Origin of the sequence: Pseudomonas sp. PDM31 (assembly GCF_019218965.1) — a bacterium.
In the GTDB taxonomy this organism is placed as follows: Bacteria; Pseudomonadota; Gammaproteobacteria; order Pseudomonadales; family Pseudomonadaceae; genus Aquipseudomonas.
The window spans coordinates 107,234-121,755 of sequence record NZ_JAHUWS010000012.1; the positions used below are offsets into that span (position 1 = coordinate 107,234).

13 protein-coding genes are annotated in these 14,522 nt (G+C 59.8%); 5 read left to right on the top strand and 8 right to left on the bottom strand.

The features are described from left to right. Positions 1-107: 107 nt before the first annotated feature. From KW839_RS22185 to KW839_RS22205, 5 genes are all read right to left on the bottom strand, one after another. Positions 108-2,918 carry an FAD-binding and (Fe-S)-binding domain-containing protein gene (locus KW839_RS22185; protein ID WP_218425519.1) on the bottom strand — a complete coding sequence of 937 codons (2,811 nt, stop codon included), beginning with the start codon at positions 2,916-2,918 and terminating at the stop codon, positions 108-110. After that, the gene (locus KW839_RS22190) at positions 2,915-3,586 is read right to left on the bottom strand and encodes a lactate utilization protein C (RefSeq protein WP_218425521.1); all 672 of its coding nucleotides are present in this window, start codon (positions 3,584-3,586) and stop codon (positions 2,915-2,917) included. Before KW839_RS22190 ends, KW839_RS22185 begins: the two co-directional genes overlap by 4 nt. Then, the gene (locus KW839_RS22195; RefSeq protein ID WP_218425524.1) at positions 3,586-5,040 is read right to left on the bottom strand and encodes a LutB/LldF family L-lactate oxidation iron-sulfur protein; all 1,455 of its coding nucleotides are present in this window, start codon (positions 5,038-5,040) and stop codon (positions 3,586-3,588) included. Before KW839_RS22195 ends, KW839_RS22190 begins: the two co-directional genes overlap by 1 nt. After that, the gene (locus KW839_RS22200) at positions 5,037-5,861 is read right to left on the bottom strand and encodes a (Fe-S)-binding protein (RefSeq protein WP_060541179.1); all 825 of its coding nucleotides are present in this window, start codon (positions 5,859-5,861) and stop codon (positions 5,037-5,039) included. Before KW839_RS22200 ends, KW839_RS22195 begins: the two co-directional genes overlap by 4 nt. 149 nt (positions 5,862-6,010) lie before the next feature. Then, on the bottom strand, positions 6,011-7,705 hold the full coding sequence (locus KW839_RS22205) for a lactate permease LctP family transporter (RefSeq protein WP_218425525.1): 1,695 nt from the start codon (positions 7,703-7,705) through the stop codon (positions 6,011-6,013). Between the two features lie 261 nt (positions 7,706-7,966). On the opposite strand from KW839_RS22205, the gene KW839_RS22210 reads away from it, so the two are divergent. Continuing rightward, positions 7,967-8,734 (top strand): FCD domain-containing protein, encoded by a 768-nt coding sequence (locus KW839_RS22210; RefSeq protein ID WP_060541181.1) that lies wholly within the window; start codon positions 7,967-7,969, stop codon positions 8,732-8,734. Between the two features lie 51 nt (positions 8,735-8,785). Here the strand turns inward: KW839_RS22210 and smpB are convergent, their stop codons facing one another. Further along, positions 8,786-9,268 (bottom strand): SsrA-binding protein SmpB, encoded by a 483-nt coding sequence (smpB, locus tag KW839_RS22215; protein ID WP_007915208.1) that lies wholly within the window; start codon positions 9,266-9,268, stop codon positions 8,786-8,788. A gap of 118 nt (positions 9,269-9,386) precedes the next feature. Here smpB and KW839_RS22220 point away from each other — a divergent pair, with 118 nt between their 5' ends. Genes KW839_RS22220 through KW839_RS22230 form a run of 3 tightly spaced genes read left to right on the top strand, consistent with a single transcriptional unit; the run spans position 9,387 to position 11,539 of the window. Further along, positions 9,387-10,790, top strand: a complete 1,404-nt coding sequence (locus KW839_RS22220) for a sodium-dependent transporter (RefSeq protein ID WP_218425526.1) — start codon at positions 9,387-9,389, stop codon at positions 10,788-10,790. Between the two features lie 7 nt (positions 10,791-10,797). Continuing rightward, positions 10,798-11,232 carry a type II toxin-antitoxin system RatA family toxin gene (locus tag KW839_RS22225; RefSeq protein WP_060541183.1) on the top strand — a complete coding sequence of 145 codons (435 nt, stop codon included), beginning with the start codon at positions 10,798-10,800 and terminating at the stop codon, positions 11,230-11,232. Then, a complete protein-coding gene (locus tag KW839_RS22230; RefSeq protein ID WP_060541184.1) occupies positions 11,225-11,539 on the top strand; it encodes an RnfH family protein in 315 nt (104 codons plus the stop codon). Before KW839_RS22225 ends, KW839_RS22230 begins: the two co-directional genes overlap by 8 nt. Positions 11,540-11,600: 61 nt before the next feature. Here the strand turns inward: KW839_RS22230 and KW839_RS22235 are convergent, their stop codons facing one another. After that, positions 11,601-12,128 (bottom strand): outer membrane protein assembly factor BamE, encoded by a 528-nt coding sequence (locus KW839_RS22235; RefSeq protein WP_060541185.1) that lies wholly within the window; start codon positions 12,126-12,128, stop codon positions 11,601-11,603. Positions 12,129-12,225: 97 nt separating this feature from the next. Here KW839_RS22235 and fur point away from each other — a divergent pair, with 97 nt between their 5' ends. After that, positions 12,226-12,630, top strand: a complete 405-nt coding sequence (gene fur / locus KW839_RS22240; RefSeq protein ID WP_060541186.1) for a ferric iron uptake transcriptional regulator — start codon at positions 12,226-12,228, stop codon at positions 12,628-12,630. Between the two features lie 75 nt (positions 12,631-12,705). On the opposite strand, the gene recN is transcribed toward fur, so the two are convergent. Further along, entirely contained in the window at positions 12,706-14,379 is a 1,674-nt protein-coding gene (gene recN, locus KW839_RS22245; RefSeq protein ID WP_060541187.1) for a DNA repair protein RecN, read from the bottom strand. Positions 14,380-14,522: the final 143 nt, after the last annotated feature.

Here is a 14,522-nt window from a genome sequence, read left to right on the forward strand (position 1 = left end):
GACTGCGGCGGCACGTCAGGGTTCTGTTTTTTCTGCTGTAAGGTTGTCAATTCCGGCAAGAAGCATCGAGGAAGGTCCAACAATCCACCTTCCTTGAGGTCTTGCTATCACAGCGCTCTGGCTTGGGTAACGCGGTCCACCAGATAGACTAGACCGTGATAGTCGATGCCGCCGTGTTGCGTCAGGCCGATCTCACAGGTGCGGCTGGTGGAAATCCCTTCGCTGCACTGCTGCACCGCGTCCTTGAGTGTTCGCAAGGAGTGCGCGTTCAACTCCGGCGTGGTGAAGCCCTTGTCGCCGGCGAAGCCACAGCAATGAATGCCTTCGGGGATCACCACGTTTTTGCTGCACTTGCGCGCCAGATCGATCAGCGCCTGGCTTTCGCCGAGGTGCTGGGTACTGCAGGTCACGTGTACGGCAATCGGCGCGTCCTGGGGAGTGAACTCCAGTCGATCCATCAAGTGTGTGCGGATGAAACGCACCGGGTCGTACAGATCCAGGCGCACGTCGCCCAGGTCCTGGACCAGACGCAGGGTGCACGGGCTGGTATCGCAGTAGATGGGGTCGAGTCCGCCGCGACTGGCGTGCAGCAGTGCTCCGATCAGTTCCTGGCGTTTGTGCTCTGCCTGTTCGGCGTAGCCTTTTGACGCGAACGGCTGGCCGCAGCAAAGGTTGTCGAGGTTGTCCGGGAAGACCACCTGATAACCGGCCTTTTCCAGCAGGCTGCGGGTCTTGTCGTGCAGCGACATTTGTTCATTGTCGCCCGCCGCCGGGCCCATGGCCCGTGACACACAGGCGGCCAGATACACCACCCGCGGGCGCGCATCGGTTGTCGTCGGGCTGAAACGGATCGCCCGTTCAGGCTGCGGCATGGCGTTGGTCCACAGCGGGATCTGCCCGTGGGACAGCTTATTCATCGTCGCGCTGAGTCTGGCCAGTCGTGGTGCTCCCAGCAGCATCCGTGCGCCGTTGGCCACGTGCAGGGTGAACCGCGCACCTTGCAGCGCCGTGGCGAAGTTTCCTTCAAGCCAGTTGGCGGTTTTCGTATGCGTGGCCTTACGGCTGCGAAGTTTTTTCACCAGCTCGCCGGTATTGATGCCGACCGGGCAGCGTTGTGCACACAGGCCGGTGGCGGCGCAGGTGTCGATGCCCTGGTATTCGAAGGCCGCTTCGAGTTCGGAGGTGTCGACTCCCGCGCTCTTCTTCGCCTGGATGTCACGCCAGATGACGATGCGCTGGCGCGGGCTCAGGGTCAGGCCTTTGGAAGGGCAGACCGGTTCACAGAAGCCGCATTCGATGCACTTATCCACAATCTCATCGGCGGCCGGCAGCGGCTTGAGGTGTTTGAGGTGGATCTTCGGATCTTCGCTGAGCACCACATCCGGATTGAGAATACCGTTGGGGTCCAGCAGGCGTTTGAGTTGCCACATCAACTGGTAGGCGTCGCTGCCCCATTCCAGTTCGACGAAGGGCGCCATGTTGCGCCCGGTGCCGTGTTCAGCCTTCAGCGAACCGCCGAATTCCACTGCCACCAACTGCGCCACGTCGTCCATGAACGCCTGATAGCGTGCGACTTCCTGCGGATTGTTGAAGCCTTGGGTGAAGACAAAGTGCAGATTGCCTTCCAGGGCGTGTCCGAAAAGGATCGCTTCGTCGTAGTGATGTTTGTCGAACAGCTCGATCAGGCGGTTCACGCCGATGGCCAGTTGTTCGACCGGGAAGGTCACGTCTTCGATGATCACCGTGGTGCCGGTTTTGCGCACCGCGCCGACGGCGGGGAAGGTGTCCTTGCGGATTGCCCAGAGCCGGGCGTTTTCCAGCGGGTCTTCGGTGAAGTCGACCTGTTTTTCTACCGGGAACCCGGCGAGCGACGCCATGATCTGCGCCAGTTGTTCATGCAGCAGGGTGGACGACGCGGCGCGGGATTCGATCAGCAGCGCGCAGGCATTGTTCGACAGTTGCTGTACGAAAGCCGGCATGCCTGGTTTGTCCTGCACTGAGCGCAGGCTACGACGATCGAGCAATTCCACGGCCGAGACCGGTTGGCTTTTGAGCACGCTTACCGCGTTGCAGCAGGTTTCCACATCCGGGAACACGATCAGCGCCGAGGCTTTGTTCGGGTGGTCGATCACTGTGTCGTAGGTCACGGCACTGATGAACCCCAGGGTGCCTTCGGAACCCACCAGCAGGTGGCTCAAGATATCCACAGGCTCGTCGTAATCCACCAGGGCATTAAGTGACAGGCCAGTGGTATTTTTCAGACGGTACTTGTGGCGAATTTTCGCAGCCAGTTCGGTGTTGGCGCGGGTCTCGCGACCCAGTGTCGCCAGTTGCTCCAGCAATGCACCGTGGCTCTGCCGAAATGCTGCAACGCTAGCGGCGTCTTCGGTATCGAGGCAACTGCCGTCGGCGAGTACCAGGCGGATGCCGGCCAGGGTGTGATAGGTGTTCTGCGCCGTACCGCAGCACATGCCGCTGGCATTGTTGGCGACGATGCCGCCGATTTTGCAGGCGTTGATCGAGGCCGGGTCGGGGCCGATCTTGCGGCCGAACGGCGCCAGCCAGGCGTTGGCCTGCGCGCCAATCACCCCCGGTTGCAGGCGAATCTGGGTGCCTTGGCCGCGAATCTCGCGACCGTTCCAGTTATCCCCAAGCACGATCAATACCGAGTCGCTGATGGCCTGGCCGGAGAGACTGGTGCCAGCGGCGCGGAAGGTCACCGCAACCCGATCGCGCTGGGCCAGTCGCAGCAGCGTTACCACTTCTTCTTCAGACTCGACGCGGATCACCAGTTGCGGAATCAGTCGATAGAAGCTGGCATCGGTACCGAACGCCAGCGTCGACAGCGGATCGTCGAAACGCCGCGCCTTGGGAATCAGTTGCTGCGCATCTCGCAGAAAAGCCGCCGGTAGACTCATTTGTCCTCCAGGATCAGAACCACCAGGTCTTTCGGTCCGTGAGCGCCGTACGCCAGCACCTGTTCGATGTCGGCGGTCTTCGACGGGCCGGATACCAGCAGTGCATTGGTCGGCATGCCCTGAGCCCATTCAAATTCTTGCTGCACCTGATAGAAGTTGTCGCGGATTTCACTGGCCTTGAGCAGGGCGAAATGCACCGGTGGCGCCAGGCTCATCAGGCGCGGTTCTTCCCGGGTCGGCCAGATAATCAGGCTGCCTGTCGCTGCGATTGCGCCGAGGGTGCCGGTGAGGCTCGCCGGTGTGTCGTTGAACAGTTCGGCTTTCCATTCTTCGATAGGCCGGTCGTAGGCTTTGAGCGTCGGCAGCTCAGGATGACTCGCCCAATGTTGAGTGACTCGCTGACCGTGAGCGGTGCCCGGTGCGATCAACAGGCTCGGCAATTGGCGCTCCTGCAGCAATTTCGCCAACAGCGCGGGCCATGCTTCGCCGGACGTCAGATGGATTTCCGTGTGCACCGCTTCCATCAGTTTGCGCAGCTGGGCGATGCGTTGTTCTGGCGCGTAGGTGTAGGGCTGCGTCACCAGATCGACGTCGAAGTTGTCAGCCACCGGCGTAGTGCCTGTCAGGCTTTTACGCAATTTGGCGAGGATGTTTTGCTTGGCGCTCATCAACGGTCTCCCTGTTTGGCCAGGTGCTCGCGGGCCATGTCATGCAGTGAGCGGGCAGCGGGTTTCGGCGCGCTGTGGTTTTGCGTCCACGGGCCGACATTGCTCGGGGTGAGGTCGCGCAGGCGGGTGGCGAAAAAGCCGAACAGGCGGTATAGCGTCGGCGAGCTGTTCAGCTTCGCCCAGGCGTTCCAGATGAACCGTTCCTTGCGCGAATACTTGCTGCCCTGGCCGCGCATCACTTGATGAGGGCTGTCCGGTGCCTTGACGTTTTCCTCACGCAGGCGACGCAGCAGTGCAGGGATCGGAATTTTTACCGGGCACACTTCGCCGCAGGCACCGCACAGCGAAGAGGCGCTCGGGTGGTCCGGGACTTTGGCCAGGCCAACCATGTGCGGGGTGATGATTTTTCCGATAGGCCCTGGGTAAACCTCGCCGTAGGCATGGCCGCCGATTCGGGTGTAGACCGGGCAATGATTCATACAGGCGCCGCAGCGGATGCAGTTCAGTGTCTGGCGCAATTCACTGTCGGCAAAGGCCTGGCTGCGACCGTTGTCGAGCAGTACCAGGTGCACTTCCTGAGGCCCGTCGAGCTCGTGCTCCTTGCGCGGGCCGGAGATCATGTTGACGTAGGTGGTGATCGGGATGCCCAGCGCCGAACGGGTCAGTAGTGACAACAGCGGCACCACATCGCGCAGGTTTTCTACGACTTTTTCGATGCCGGTGACGGCGATGTGCACCGGTGGCACCGTGGTGGTCATGCGGCCGTTGCCTTCGTTTTCCACCAGCAGCAGGGTGCCGGTTTCGGCCACGGCGAAGTTGACGCCGGAGACGCCGATGTCCGCTTCGAAGAATTTCTGCCGCAAGACCTTGCGACCGATCTGAATGAGTTGGTCAACGTCCTTGGTGTATTCCACGCCAAGTTTGTCGTGGAACAAGGACGCGACCTGACCGGCATTCTTGTGGATCGCCGGCATAATGATGTGTGAAGGCTTCTCGTGGTCGAGCTGGACGATGTATTCGCCCATGTCCGATTCCAGGCATTCAATGCCCTGTTCAGCGAGGAAGTGATTCATCTCCATTTCTTCGCTGACCATCGATTTGCCCTTGATCACTTGCCGCCCCTCGTGAGCGCGGATGATCGAAAGGACGATGCCATTGGCCTCGTCCACCGTTTCCGCCCAGTGCACTGTCACACCGTTGCGGGTCAGGTTCTGTTCCAGTTGTTCGAGCAGGTCTGGCAACTTGGATAACGCACGGGCGCGAACAGCATTGCCCAGTGCGCGTAAATGTTCTCTTTCGTGGGCATCGCTGAAAGCCGCTGCCCGTTTGGTCATCAGTGAATCCATCGCCTTGCGGAAGTTGCCCCGCAATTGCGCATCACCCAGCGCGTTGTGGGCGCGGGTGCGAAAGTCTTCTTCTACTGCAACTGTCGGAATAATCGTGGAAGCGCTCATCGGGCACCTCCGGTTCGCTGCCAGAGGAAGCTGGCCAGATGCTGACCGCGTAACGCTTCCTGCTGTTTCTCCAGCGAGCCGTTGATGTTCATCAAGCAGCCGCAGTCGGCACTCAGTACCTGGTGCGCTCCGGATTCCTTCAGCGCCCGGGTCTTGTCAGCCACCATGGCGCCGGAAATGTCCGGCATTCGGACGCTGAAAGTCCCGCCGAAGCCACAGCATTCGCTTTCGTGTTCGTGGTTGACCCGCTCCACATTGCTCAACTGCGCCAACAACTCGCGGCCGTGCAGGTGGGTATTCATCTCGCGGCGTGCCGAGCACGAGGTGTGCAGCGCCACTTTCACGGGAGCGCCGCTGTCCTTGAGCTGCACCTTGCACACGAACAGCAGGAACTCGGCCAGCTCATAGGTCCTGGCAGCCAGCGCCTGAACCTGTTTCAGCGTGTCCGGCTCGTCCTTGAACAAGTCGGCGTAGTGCTCGCGCAACATGCCTGCGCAGGAGCCCGACGGCACCACCACTGGATAGTCCCCGGCGAACAGCGCCAATTGCGAGCGCGCCACGGTCCGGGCCTGCTCAGTGTAACCCGAGGTGTAGGCCGGTTGCCCGCAACAGCTCTGCCCCTGCGGGTAGTCGACACGAATACCTTCGCGCTCCAGCAGGTGGATCGCGTCCATCCCGGCTTGCGGATAAAACAAATCCACCACGCAGGTCCCGAACAGGTAGACCCGTGACGGTTTCTCGCTGGGGTATTGCCGAGGCTCGGGCAGTGGCGGGGCGACACGGGTCGCGTTCGGCACAGCGTTGTAGAAAAGCTCGCTCATCAGGCGTCTCCGGGTGGTCCCGGTTATGCGTCCGTCGAGGCTGCTGAATATTGAAAGGGAAACGTTCAGCAGCCTTACAGACCGGGGTATGAATAGCTGACGCCGAAGGTGTGGCCCGGCGTCGGTTTTGTCCGTGTTTCCTGTAGCCCTTAATGCACCAGCATGCCGGTGAGCCAGTAGGCCTGAGCCAACGTGATCAAGCCGACGATTGTTGCAAAGAATAGGCTGTGCTTGAGGGTAAAGCGGAACAGATCCGATTCCTTGCCCACCAGGCCAGTCGCGGCGCAAGCCACGGCGATCGATTGTGGCGAGATCATCTTGCCGGTCACGCCGCCGCTGGTGTTCGCCGCCACCAGCAAGGTGTCGTTGACGCCGATCTGGTGCGCGGTGGTGGCCTGCAACGAGCTGAACAGGGCGTTGGACGAAGTATCGGAGCCTGTCAGGAACACGCCCAGCCAGCCGAGGAACGGCGAGAAGAACGGGAAGGCTGCACCTGTGCCGGCCAATACCAGGGCCATGGTCGATGACATGCCCGAGTAGTTGGTGACGAAGGCGAACGCCAGCACCATGCCGATGGACAGGATCGGCCAGCGCAACTCGTAAAAGGTTTCTTTAAAAGTGGTAAGACCAGTTTTGAGGTTGATCTTCAGGACCACCATCGAGATCAGCGCGGAGAAGAAGATTGCCGTGCCGGTCGCGGAAATCGGGTCCAGCTTGAACACCGCTGGAATGGCCGTCGGCGTCGCCACGATCGGGGCAACCTTGACCACCATTTGATCCAGGTGCGGGATGGCGAAGTTGAATACCCAACTGTACATCGAGCCGCCCGCGGCAAACATCGCCTTGAACGGTTTCAGGGTCCAGATGGTGACCAGTACAGTGAGGATCAGGAACGGTGACCAGGCCTTGATAATTTCCCCGAGGCTGTAGGGCGAAGCCACGGTGCTGCGCTTCTGGCCGAAACCACCGACGCTGGCGGTTACCACGGAGGCCGACACGGCGCCGGCGATGTGCTGGCCGGCGGCGCGTTTCGGTTGCCAGACTTTCAGGAACAGCGTGAGGGAAATCAGACTGGCCAGGGCCGAGGTGATGTCCGGCAGTTCCGGGCCGATGAAGTTCGAGGTGAAGTACTGGGTAACGGCGAAGCTCAAGCCGGCTACCAGTGCTGCCGGCCAGGTTTCGCGCACGCCGCGCAGGCCATCCATCATGAACACCAGCCAGAACGGTACGAACAGCGACAGCAGCGGCAGTTGCCGGCCGGTCATGGCGCCGATTTTGAAGGCGTCGATGCCGGTCACTTGTCCGGCAACGATGATCGGAATACCCAGGGCGCCGAACGCGACCGGAGCGGTGTTGGCGATCAGGCACAAGCCTGCGGCGTACAGCGGGTTGAAGCCCAGCCCGACCAGCAGCGCGGCGGTAATCGCCACCGGCGCGCCGAAACCGGCGGCACCTTCCAGGAAGGCGCCGAAGCAGAAGCCAATCAGCAACACTTGCAGGCGCTGGTCGTCGGTGATCGACAGCACCGAACTGCGGATCACTTCGAACTGACCGCTCTTGACCGTCAATTTGTAGAGGAATACCGCCGCCACAATGATCCAGGCAATCGGCCACAGGCCGTAGGCGAAGCCATAACCGGCGGCGGCTAATGCCATGTCGACCGGCATATGGAAAGCGAAGATCGCCACCAGAATCGACAAGGCCAGGGTGATGCTGCCGGCCACGTGGCCTTTGAGGCGAAACACGGCCAGGGCCAGGAAGAAAAACACGATGGGGATAACGGCGGCGAGTGCGGACAGGCCGAGGCTGCCGAGCGGGCTGTAGAGCTGTTGCCAGGTTTGCATATGGGGTGGCCCCTAATTGTTGTTGGTCAGGCACTGATGGGCGGTCTTGGTTAATTGGTAATACCAATTTACAATCGCTGTTCGCTAGGGTAAAAGCCTTGTAGGTGGTGTGTCAATTTGCCGCCCTAAAACTTTTGTCGAATGCGCCGTCCGCGACTCGTCTGTAGCACGTGGGCAAATGCGCTGAGGCAGGTGCTGGCGACGCGCCGATAGGCCAGAATAGAGCCCCGGCGAGTCGTCGGATCGTGGAGAAATTTTGTTATGGGGTTTGATCAGATTCGTCAGCGCCGTTTGTCTGACGATATTGTCGAGCGGCTTGAGGGAATGATTCTCGAGGGCACGCTAAAGGCCGGTGAGCGCCTGCCGGCCGAGCGCGCGCTGGCCGAGCAGTTCGGCGTGTCACGCCCTTCGCTGCGCGAAGCCATCCAGAAACTGACGGCCAAGGGTTTGTTGGTCAGTCGTCAGGGCGGCGGCAATTATGTGGTGGAGTCCCTGGGTACGACCTTCAGTGATCCATTGCTGCAACTACTGGAAAGTAATCCCGAGGCTCAGCGCGATCTGCTGGAGTTTCGTCATACGCTGGAAGCGTCCTGTGCCTATTACGCGGCGTTGCGTGCCACCGACGTCGACCGCGAACGGCTCACCGCCGCATTCAATCAATTACAGGACTGCTACTCCCGCCACGATGAAGTGAGTCGTGCCGAAGAGGGCGCGGCGGATGCCAGTTTTCATCTGGCAATCGCCGAAGCCAGCCACAACGCAGTGCTGCTGCACACCATTCGCGGGTTGTTCGATCTGCTCAAGCGCAACGTGGTGACGAACATCGGCGGCATGTACAAGCAGCGTACTGAAACCCGCGACATGCTGATCACGCAGCATCGGGAGTTGTACCAGGCGATTATCGAAGGGCGGGCTGAGCAGGCGCGGGAAGTCTCCAGCCGACACATTCTGTATGTACAGGAAGTGCTGGAAGAAGTGCGTCAGGAAGTGCAGCGCATGGCTCGGGCGGAGCGACGCAAGGGGATGTGACCTTTAGTGATCGTTCCCACGCAGAGCGTGGGGACGATCAGGGCAGGAGGGTCAGTCTTCCTTGCCCTTGTTGCGCACAGCACGCTGCAACTCACGACCGGCGTCGCGTTCGCGTTCGGTATCGCGCTTGTCGTATTCCTTCTTGCCCTTGCCCAGAGCGATCTCGCACTTGACCATGTGCTTGCTCCAGTACCAGGACAGGCATACGCAGGCGTAACCCTTTTGCTGCACGGCGGCCGCCAGCTTTTCCAGCTCGCGCCGGTTGAGCAGCAATTTTCGCGTGCGCACCGGGTCAGCGATGACGTGGGTACTGGCCGTCATCAGAGGCGTAATGTGACTGCCAAGCAGCCAGGCTTCGCCATCCTTGAGCAGTACGTAACTGTCAACGAGCTGCAGCTTGCTTGCCCGCAAACTTTTTACTTCCCAGCCGGCCAGGACCAGACCAGCCTCGAACTTGTGTTCGATGAAGTAATCGTGTCGCGCTTTTTTATTTTGCGCGATGGTCCCTGTTGGGTGTTTCTTCTGTTTAGCCATAGGGGCGGCATTATAGGGAGTTACAACAGAGTCGGCTACGGTGTTGCTACGTGCTTGAGCAGGTTGATTGAATCCCGGACAATGCGCCCTCTTTTTTGAACGCTTGGGCGTGTTAACGATGTCGACAGACAAGGTTTCTGTCCACGGCAGTTGGGCTAGCCGCTGGGTCTTCATACTCGCCGCGACCGGTTCGGCCGTGGGCCTGGGCAGTATCTGGAAATTCCCCTACATGGTCGGCGTCTATGGCGGCGGCGCTTTTGTGCTGATGTTCCTGGCCTGTATCGCACTCATCGGTGTGCCCGTGATGCTGGCGGAAACCCTGATCGGCCGGCGTGCCCGGCAGAGTCCGGCCAACGCCTTGAAGATGCTGGCGGTCGAGGCGGGGCATTCGGGCAAATGGTCCTGGGGCGCATTTGCCGGGATGATCACGGCATTGTTGATCCTGTCTTTCTACAGCGTGGTGGGCGGCTGGTCGCTGGACTACATCATCGACATGGGGCGCGGCGATTTCCAGGGCGTGACGGCGGATCAGGTCGGTGCCTACTTTGGCAATGTCATCGCGGATCCGTGGCGCCTGACACTTTGGCACACGATTTTCATGCTGCTGTCCGCCGTGGTGATCGCCAGAGGCGTGGTTGCCGGCCTTGAGCGCAGCTTGCGGATCATGATGCCGTTGTTGTTCGTGATGATCCTGGTGCTGCTGGGCTATAGCATGACCACCGGGCATTTCATGGAAGGCGTGCACTTCATGTTCGACTTCCACCCGGAAAAGGTGCTCGACGGCCTGCTGCCGGCGATGGGGCACGCATTCTTCTCCCTGAGCGTGGGCGTCGGTTCGATCATGATCTATGGCGCCTATATGCCGAAGAATTCGTCGATTTCCGGCACTGTCGTCGGCGTGGCCTTGCTTGATACCTTCGTATCCCTGGTGGCCGGCCTGGCATTGTTTCCGATTGTGTTCGCTGCGGGCCTGAACCCGAGCGAAGGCCCGGGCCTGATGTTCGTCAGCCTGCCGTTCGCCTTCGGTAATGTAGCCTTCGGCCAATTGATGGGTGTCGTGTTCTTCCTGCTGGTGGCGGTGGCGGCCTGGAGTTCAGCCATTTCCTTGCTGGAGCCCATGGTGGCCTACCTGGTGGAGCGCACTAAAGTAAGCAGGGCGTGGGTCACTTTCTGGCTGGCATTCAGTTGTTGGTTTGTCGGTCTGGGTACCGTGTTTTCCTTCAATATCTGGAAGGAAGCGAAGTTCTTCGTGAACGAAGGCGGGATGTTCCATCTCTATCAGTGGGGAGCAACCGGTGGTCTGGACTTCTTTGGCGTGATCGATTTCTTCACCTCGCGACTCATGTTGCCCCTTGGCGGTTTGTGTTTCGTGGTGTTTGCAGGCTGGATAATGGGGCGCGAAGCGGTGCGCGACGAATTGTCGATCCGCAACCCGGCATTGTTCAGCTTGTCCTTGTTTTTGATGCGCTATGTGGCGCCAATCGGCATTCTCGTAGTGTTTGCCGCCCAGCTGTGGAAGTGACGCTGACATGACGACACACATTCAACGTTCGGCCCTGCTGCCTTATCCGGCGCAAGCGCTGTATGACCTGGTCAATGACGTAGCGCGATACCCGGAGTTTCTGCCGTGGTGCTCGTCGGCGGAAGTCCTGGAAAGCTCCCCCGAGCATATGCGGGCCAGCGTCGGCGTGGCCAAGGGCGGACTCAGCCAGCATTTCGTTACACGTAACACCCTGGTGCCCGGGCAATCGATCGAGATGCATCTTGAGGAAGGCCCATTTACCCAGTTGCATGGCATCTGGGTGTTCAAGGCGCTGACCGACAAAGCCTGCAAAATCAGCCTGGACCTCTCGTTCGATTACGCCGGGCCGATCGTTCGCGCTACGTTGGGGCCGTTGTTCAATCAGGCGGCGAACACGCTGATGGATGCGTTCTGTCAGCGTGCCAAGCAAATACATGGTTGAGGCTGTGATCGAGATCGAAGTGGTGTATGCCGCCGTGGAGCGCCAGGTGCTTGTGTCGGTAGCGGTGCCGGTGGGAACGACCGTGCGGGCTGCTGTACTCGGGTCCGGGGTTGGCAAGGAGTTCCCCGAGTTGAACCTGGCTGATTGCCCTGTGGGTATCTTCGGTAAAGTTATCGTCGATCCCGACAGTCGGCTGGTAGAGGCCGGGGATCGCATCGAAATTTATCGGCCCTTGCTGGCCGATCCGAAAGAAGTGCGACGGCTGCGCGCCGCGAAGGCTGCCGAGGCCAAAGCCCGAAATCAGTGATTTGCCGAAATGCAGGCAATAAAAAAACCCGGACATGCCGGGTTTTTTATTGCGTCGCAAATTATTGCGGCGAAGTGTCCAGCGGTTCTGGCGTCGGGACTGGAACGGTTTCTACGCCGTCGACGTCCTTCTGGATCTGATCCAGTAACGAGCCTGGCTTGACCGGTTTTTCCGGTTTCGGCTGCTCGACGTTTTCTACTGGCGCAGCGACTGGTGTGCCGCTGTCCTTGCCGAGAATGGCCTCGTCACGGCTCACCCCTGGCATGAAATCACCAGAAAGGCTGACAAGCTGGTCATTTGGGTTGAAAATAACGCTAATGCGTTCTTGTTGGCGTTCACCGCCACCCGGTTGCAGGCTATACAGATAATCCCAGCGATCGGCATGGAACGTGTCGGTCAGCAGAGGGTTACCCATGATAAACCGTACTTGCTTTCGGGTCATTCCCGGGCGTAACTGGTCTATCATGTCCTGCGTGACGACATTGCCCTGCTGGATGTCGATTTTGTAAACCCCGGGGAATGAACAACCGGCGAGTGCGAGCAGTCCCACAAAGGTGAAACTGGTTAGCAAGAGCTTGGTGTTTTGCATCGGTGGGCGACTTCCACTATCTTGGCTGGGACAACGTAAACGCCGATCATACCCGCATTAAGAGAAGCTGCGAAGCAGCATCGCGAGAAAGCTGACCATGGTTGAAAATAGCGAACTACGCAAAGCCGGCCTCAAAGTGACCCTGCCACGGGTCAAGATTCTGCAAATGCTCGACTCTACCGAGCAGCGCCACATGAGTGCCGAGGACGTCTACAAGGCGTTGATGGAAGCTGGAGAGGACGTAGGTCTGGCCACTGTGTACCGTGTACTGACCCAGTTCGAAGCGGCTGGCCTCGTGGTCCGTCACAACTTCGACGGTGGCCATGCGGTATTCGAATTGGCCGACGGTGGCCACCACGACCATATGGTCAACGTGGAAACCGGTGAGGTTGTGGAATTCATCAGCCCGGAAATCGAAAAGCTCCAGAAGGCAATTGCCGAAGAGCACGGTGTCGATCTGGTGGATCACAATCTGGTGCTGTACGTGCGCAAGAAAAAGTAAGCATGTCGCGCGAACCCAAGGTTCGCGAAACGAACGAAGGCGACCCCAGGGTCGCCTTCGTGCTTTCTGTGCATCTCAAATTTTTGCCGTTACGACCATTTTTTTCGCGTGCGCCAGGGATTCCTTGGTGAGGTCGATACCGCCCAGCATGCGCGCCACTTCTTCGACGCGGTCGTTTTTGCTCAGTTTGGAGACGGCTGTGCGCGTGGCATCCTCGCCCCGTACCTTGTGCACAAATAAATGTTGATGACCTTGCGCCGCCACTTGTGGCAAGTGCGTGACGGTCAGCACCTGGCCCCGTTCTCCGAGTCTACGCAGTAACTGGCCGACGATTTCGGCAGTCGGGCCGCCGATGCCGACGTCCACTTCATCGAATACCAGGGTCGGTACGCGGGATGTCTGCGCGGTGATCACCTGGATCGCCAGGCTGATCCGCGACAGTTCACCACCCGACGCCACCTTGGCCAGGGCTTTCAATGGTTGCCCGGGGTTGGCGCTGACCAGCAGTTCCACCTGTTCCAGGCCGTTGGGCAAAAGCTCATTGCTGCTGTTGGGGCGCAACTCGATGGTGAAGCGGCCACCGGGCATGCCCAGGCGCTGGATTTCCTGTTCCACGGCGCTGGCCAGGCTGCTTGAGGCCTGATGACGCAAGTCGCTCAGTTCCCGGGCCTTTTCCTGATAGTGACGCGCATAGGAGGACAGTTCATCGCTCAGACGCTCGATGGATTCGTCGTTGGCATTCAGGGTTTCGATTTCATCCAGCAGCTTTTGCTGCATCTCGGCGACTTCAGTCGGCTGGATGCGGTGCTTGCGTGCAAGGGTGTAGATCGCATCGAGGCGCTCTTCGAGGTATTGAAGGCGTGACGGATCGGCGTCGAAGTTGTCGAGGAAGCGGTTCAGTTCGCCGACGGCTTCTTCTACTTGGATCTGCGCGCTGGTCAGCAGGCTGCTGGCTTCACCCAGTGCGCCGATAGAGCTATTGATGCTCGACAGGCGGTTGAGGCTGGCGGTGAGGGCATTGAGGACGTTGCCGGAGTCGCTTTCGCTGCATTGTTCGACCACCTGTCGGCAGATCCCGAGCAGGGTTTCGGCATTGGTCAGGTTTTTGTGTTCCTGTTCCAGCTGTTCCAGTTCGTTATCACCCAGGCCAAGGTTTTCCAGCTCTTCGAGCTGGTAGCTGAGCAGTTGATGTCGTGCACGCTGCTCGTCACCGGAGTTGGAGAGGCGCTCCAGTTCCTGGCGGGTCTGGCGCCAGCGTTGGGCGGCCAGCTGTACCTGGCGGGCCAGGTCCGTGGCGCCGGCGTACTCGTCGAGCAGTCGGCGGTGGGTGTCCGTCTTGAGCAGTGATTGGTGTTCATGCTGGCTGTGGATGTCGATCAACAGCTCGCCCAGGGCCTTCAGGTCGCCAAGCGGGCAGGGCGTGCCATTGATGTAGCCCCGTGAGCGCCCTTCGGAGGTGATCACCCGGCGCAAAATGCACGGGCCGTCGTTTTCGAGGTCGCGCTCGGCCAGCCATGCGGCGGCTTCCGGGATGTCGGCCAGATCGAAAGTCGCCAGGATGTCGGCCTTGTCGGCGCCGGGGCGGACTACGCCATTATCGGCGCGATCACCCAGGGTCAGGCCCAGTGCATCGAGCATGATCGACTTGCCCGCGCCGGTTTCCCCGGTGATCACGCTCATCCCGCGATCGAGTTCGAGGTCGAGATGTTCAACGATGGCGTAGTTGTGTACGGACAGGTGCACCAGCATAAGGGCCGCTCCCAGGCATAAGGTCTGGTTATTTATACAGTGTTTTGTTTCGCGCTGACAATGCCCCTCTTTAGCTCGATTTGCTTGAGCCGACGAAACCGTTATCGCTGCCTGGCATGACAATGCAGTTGTTTTTTGTGGGG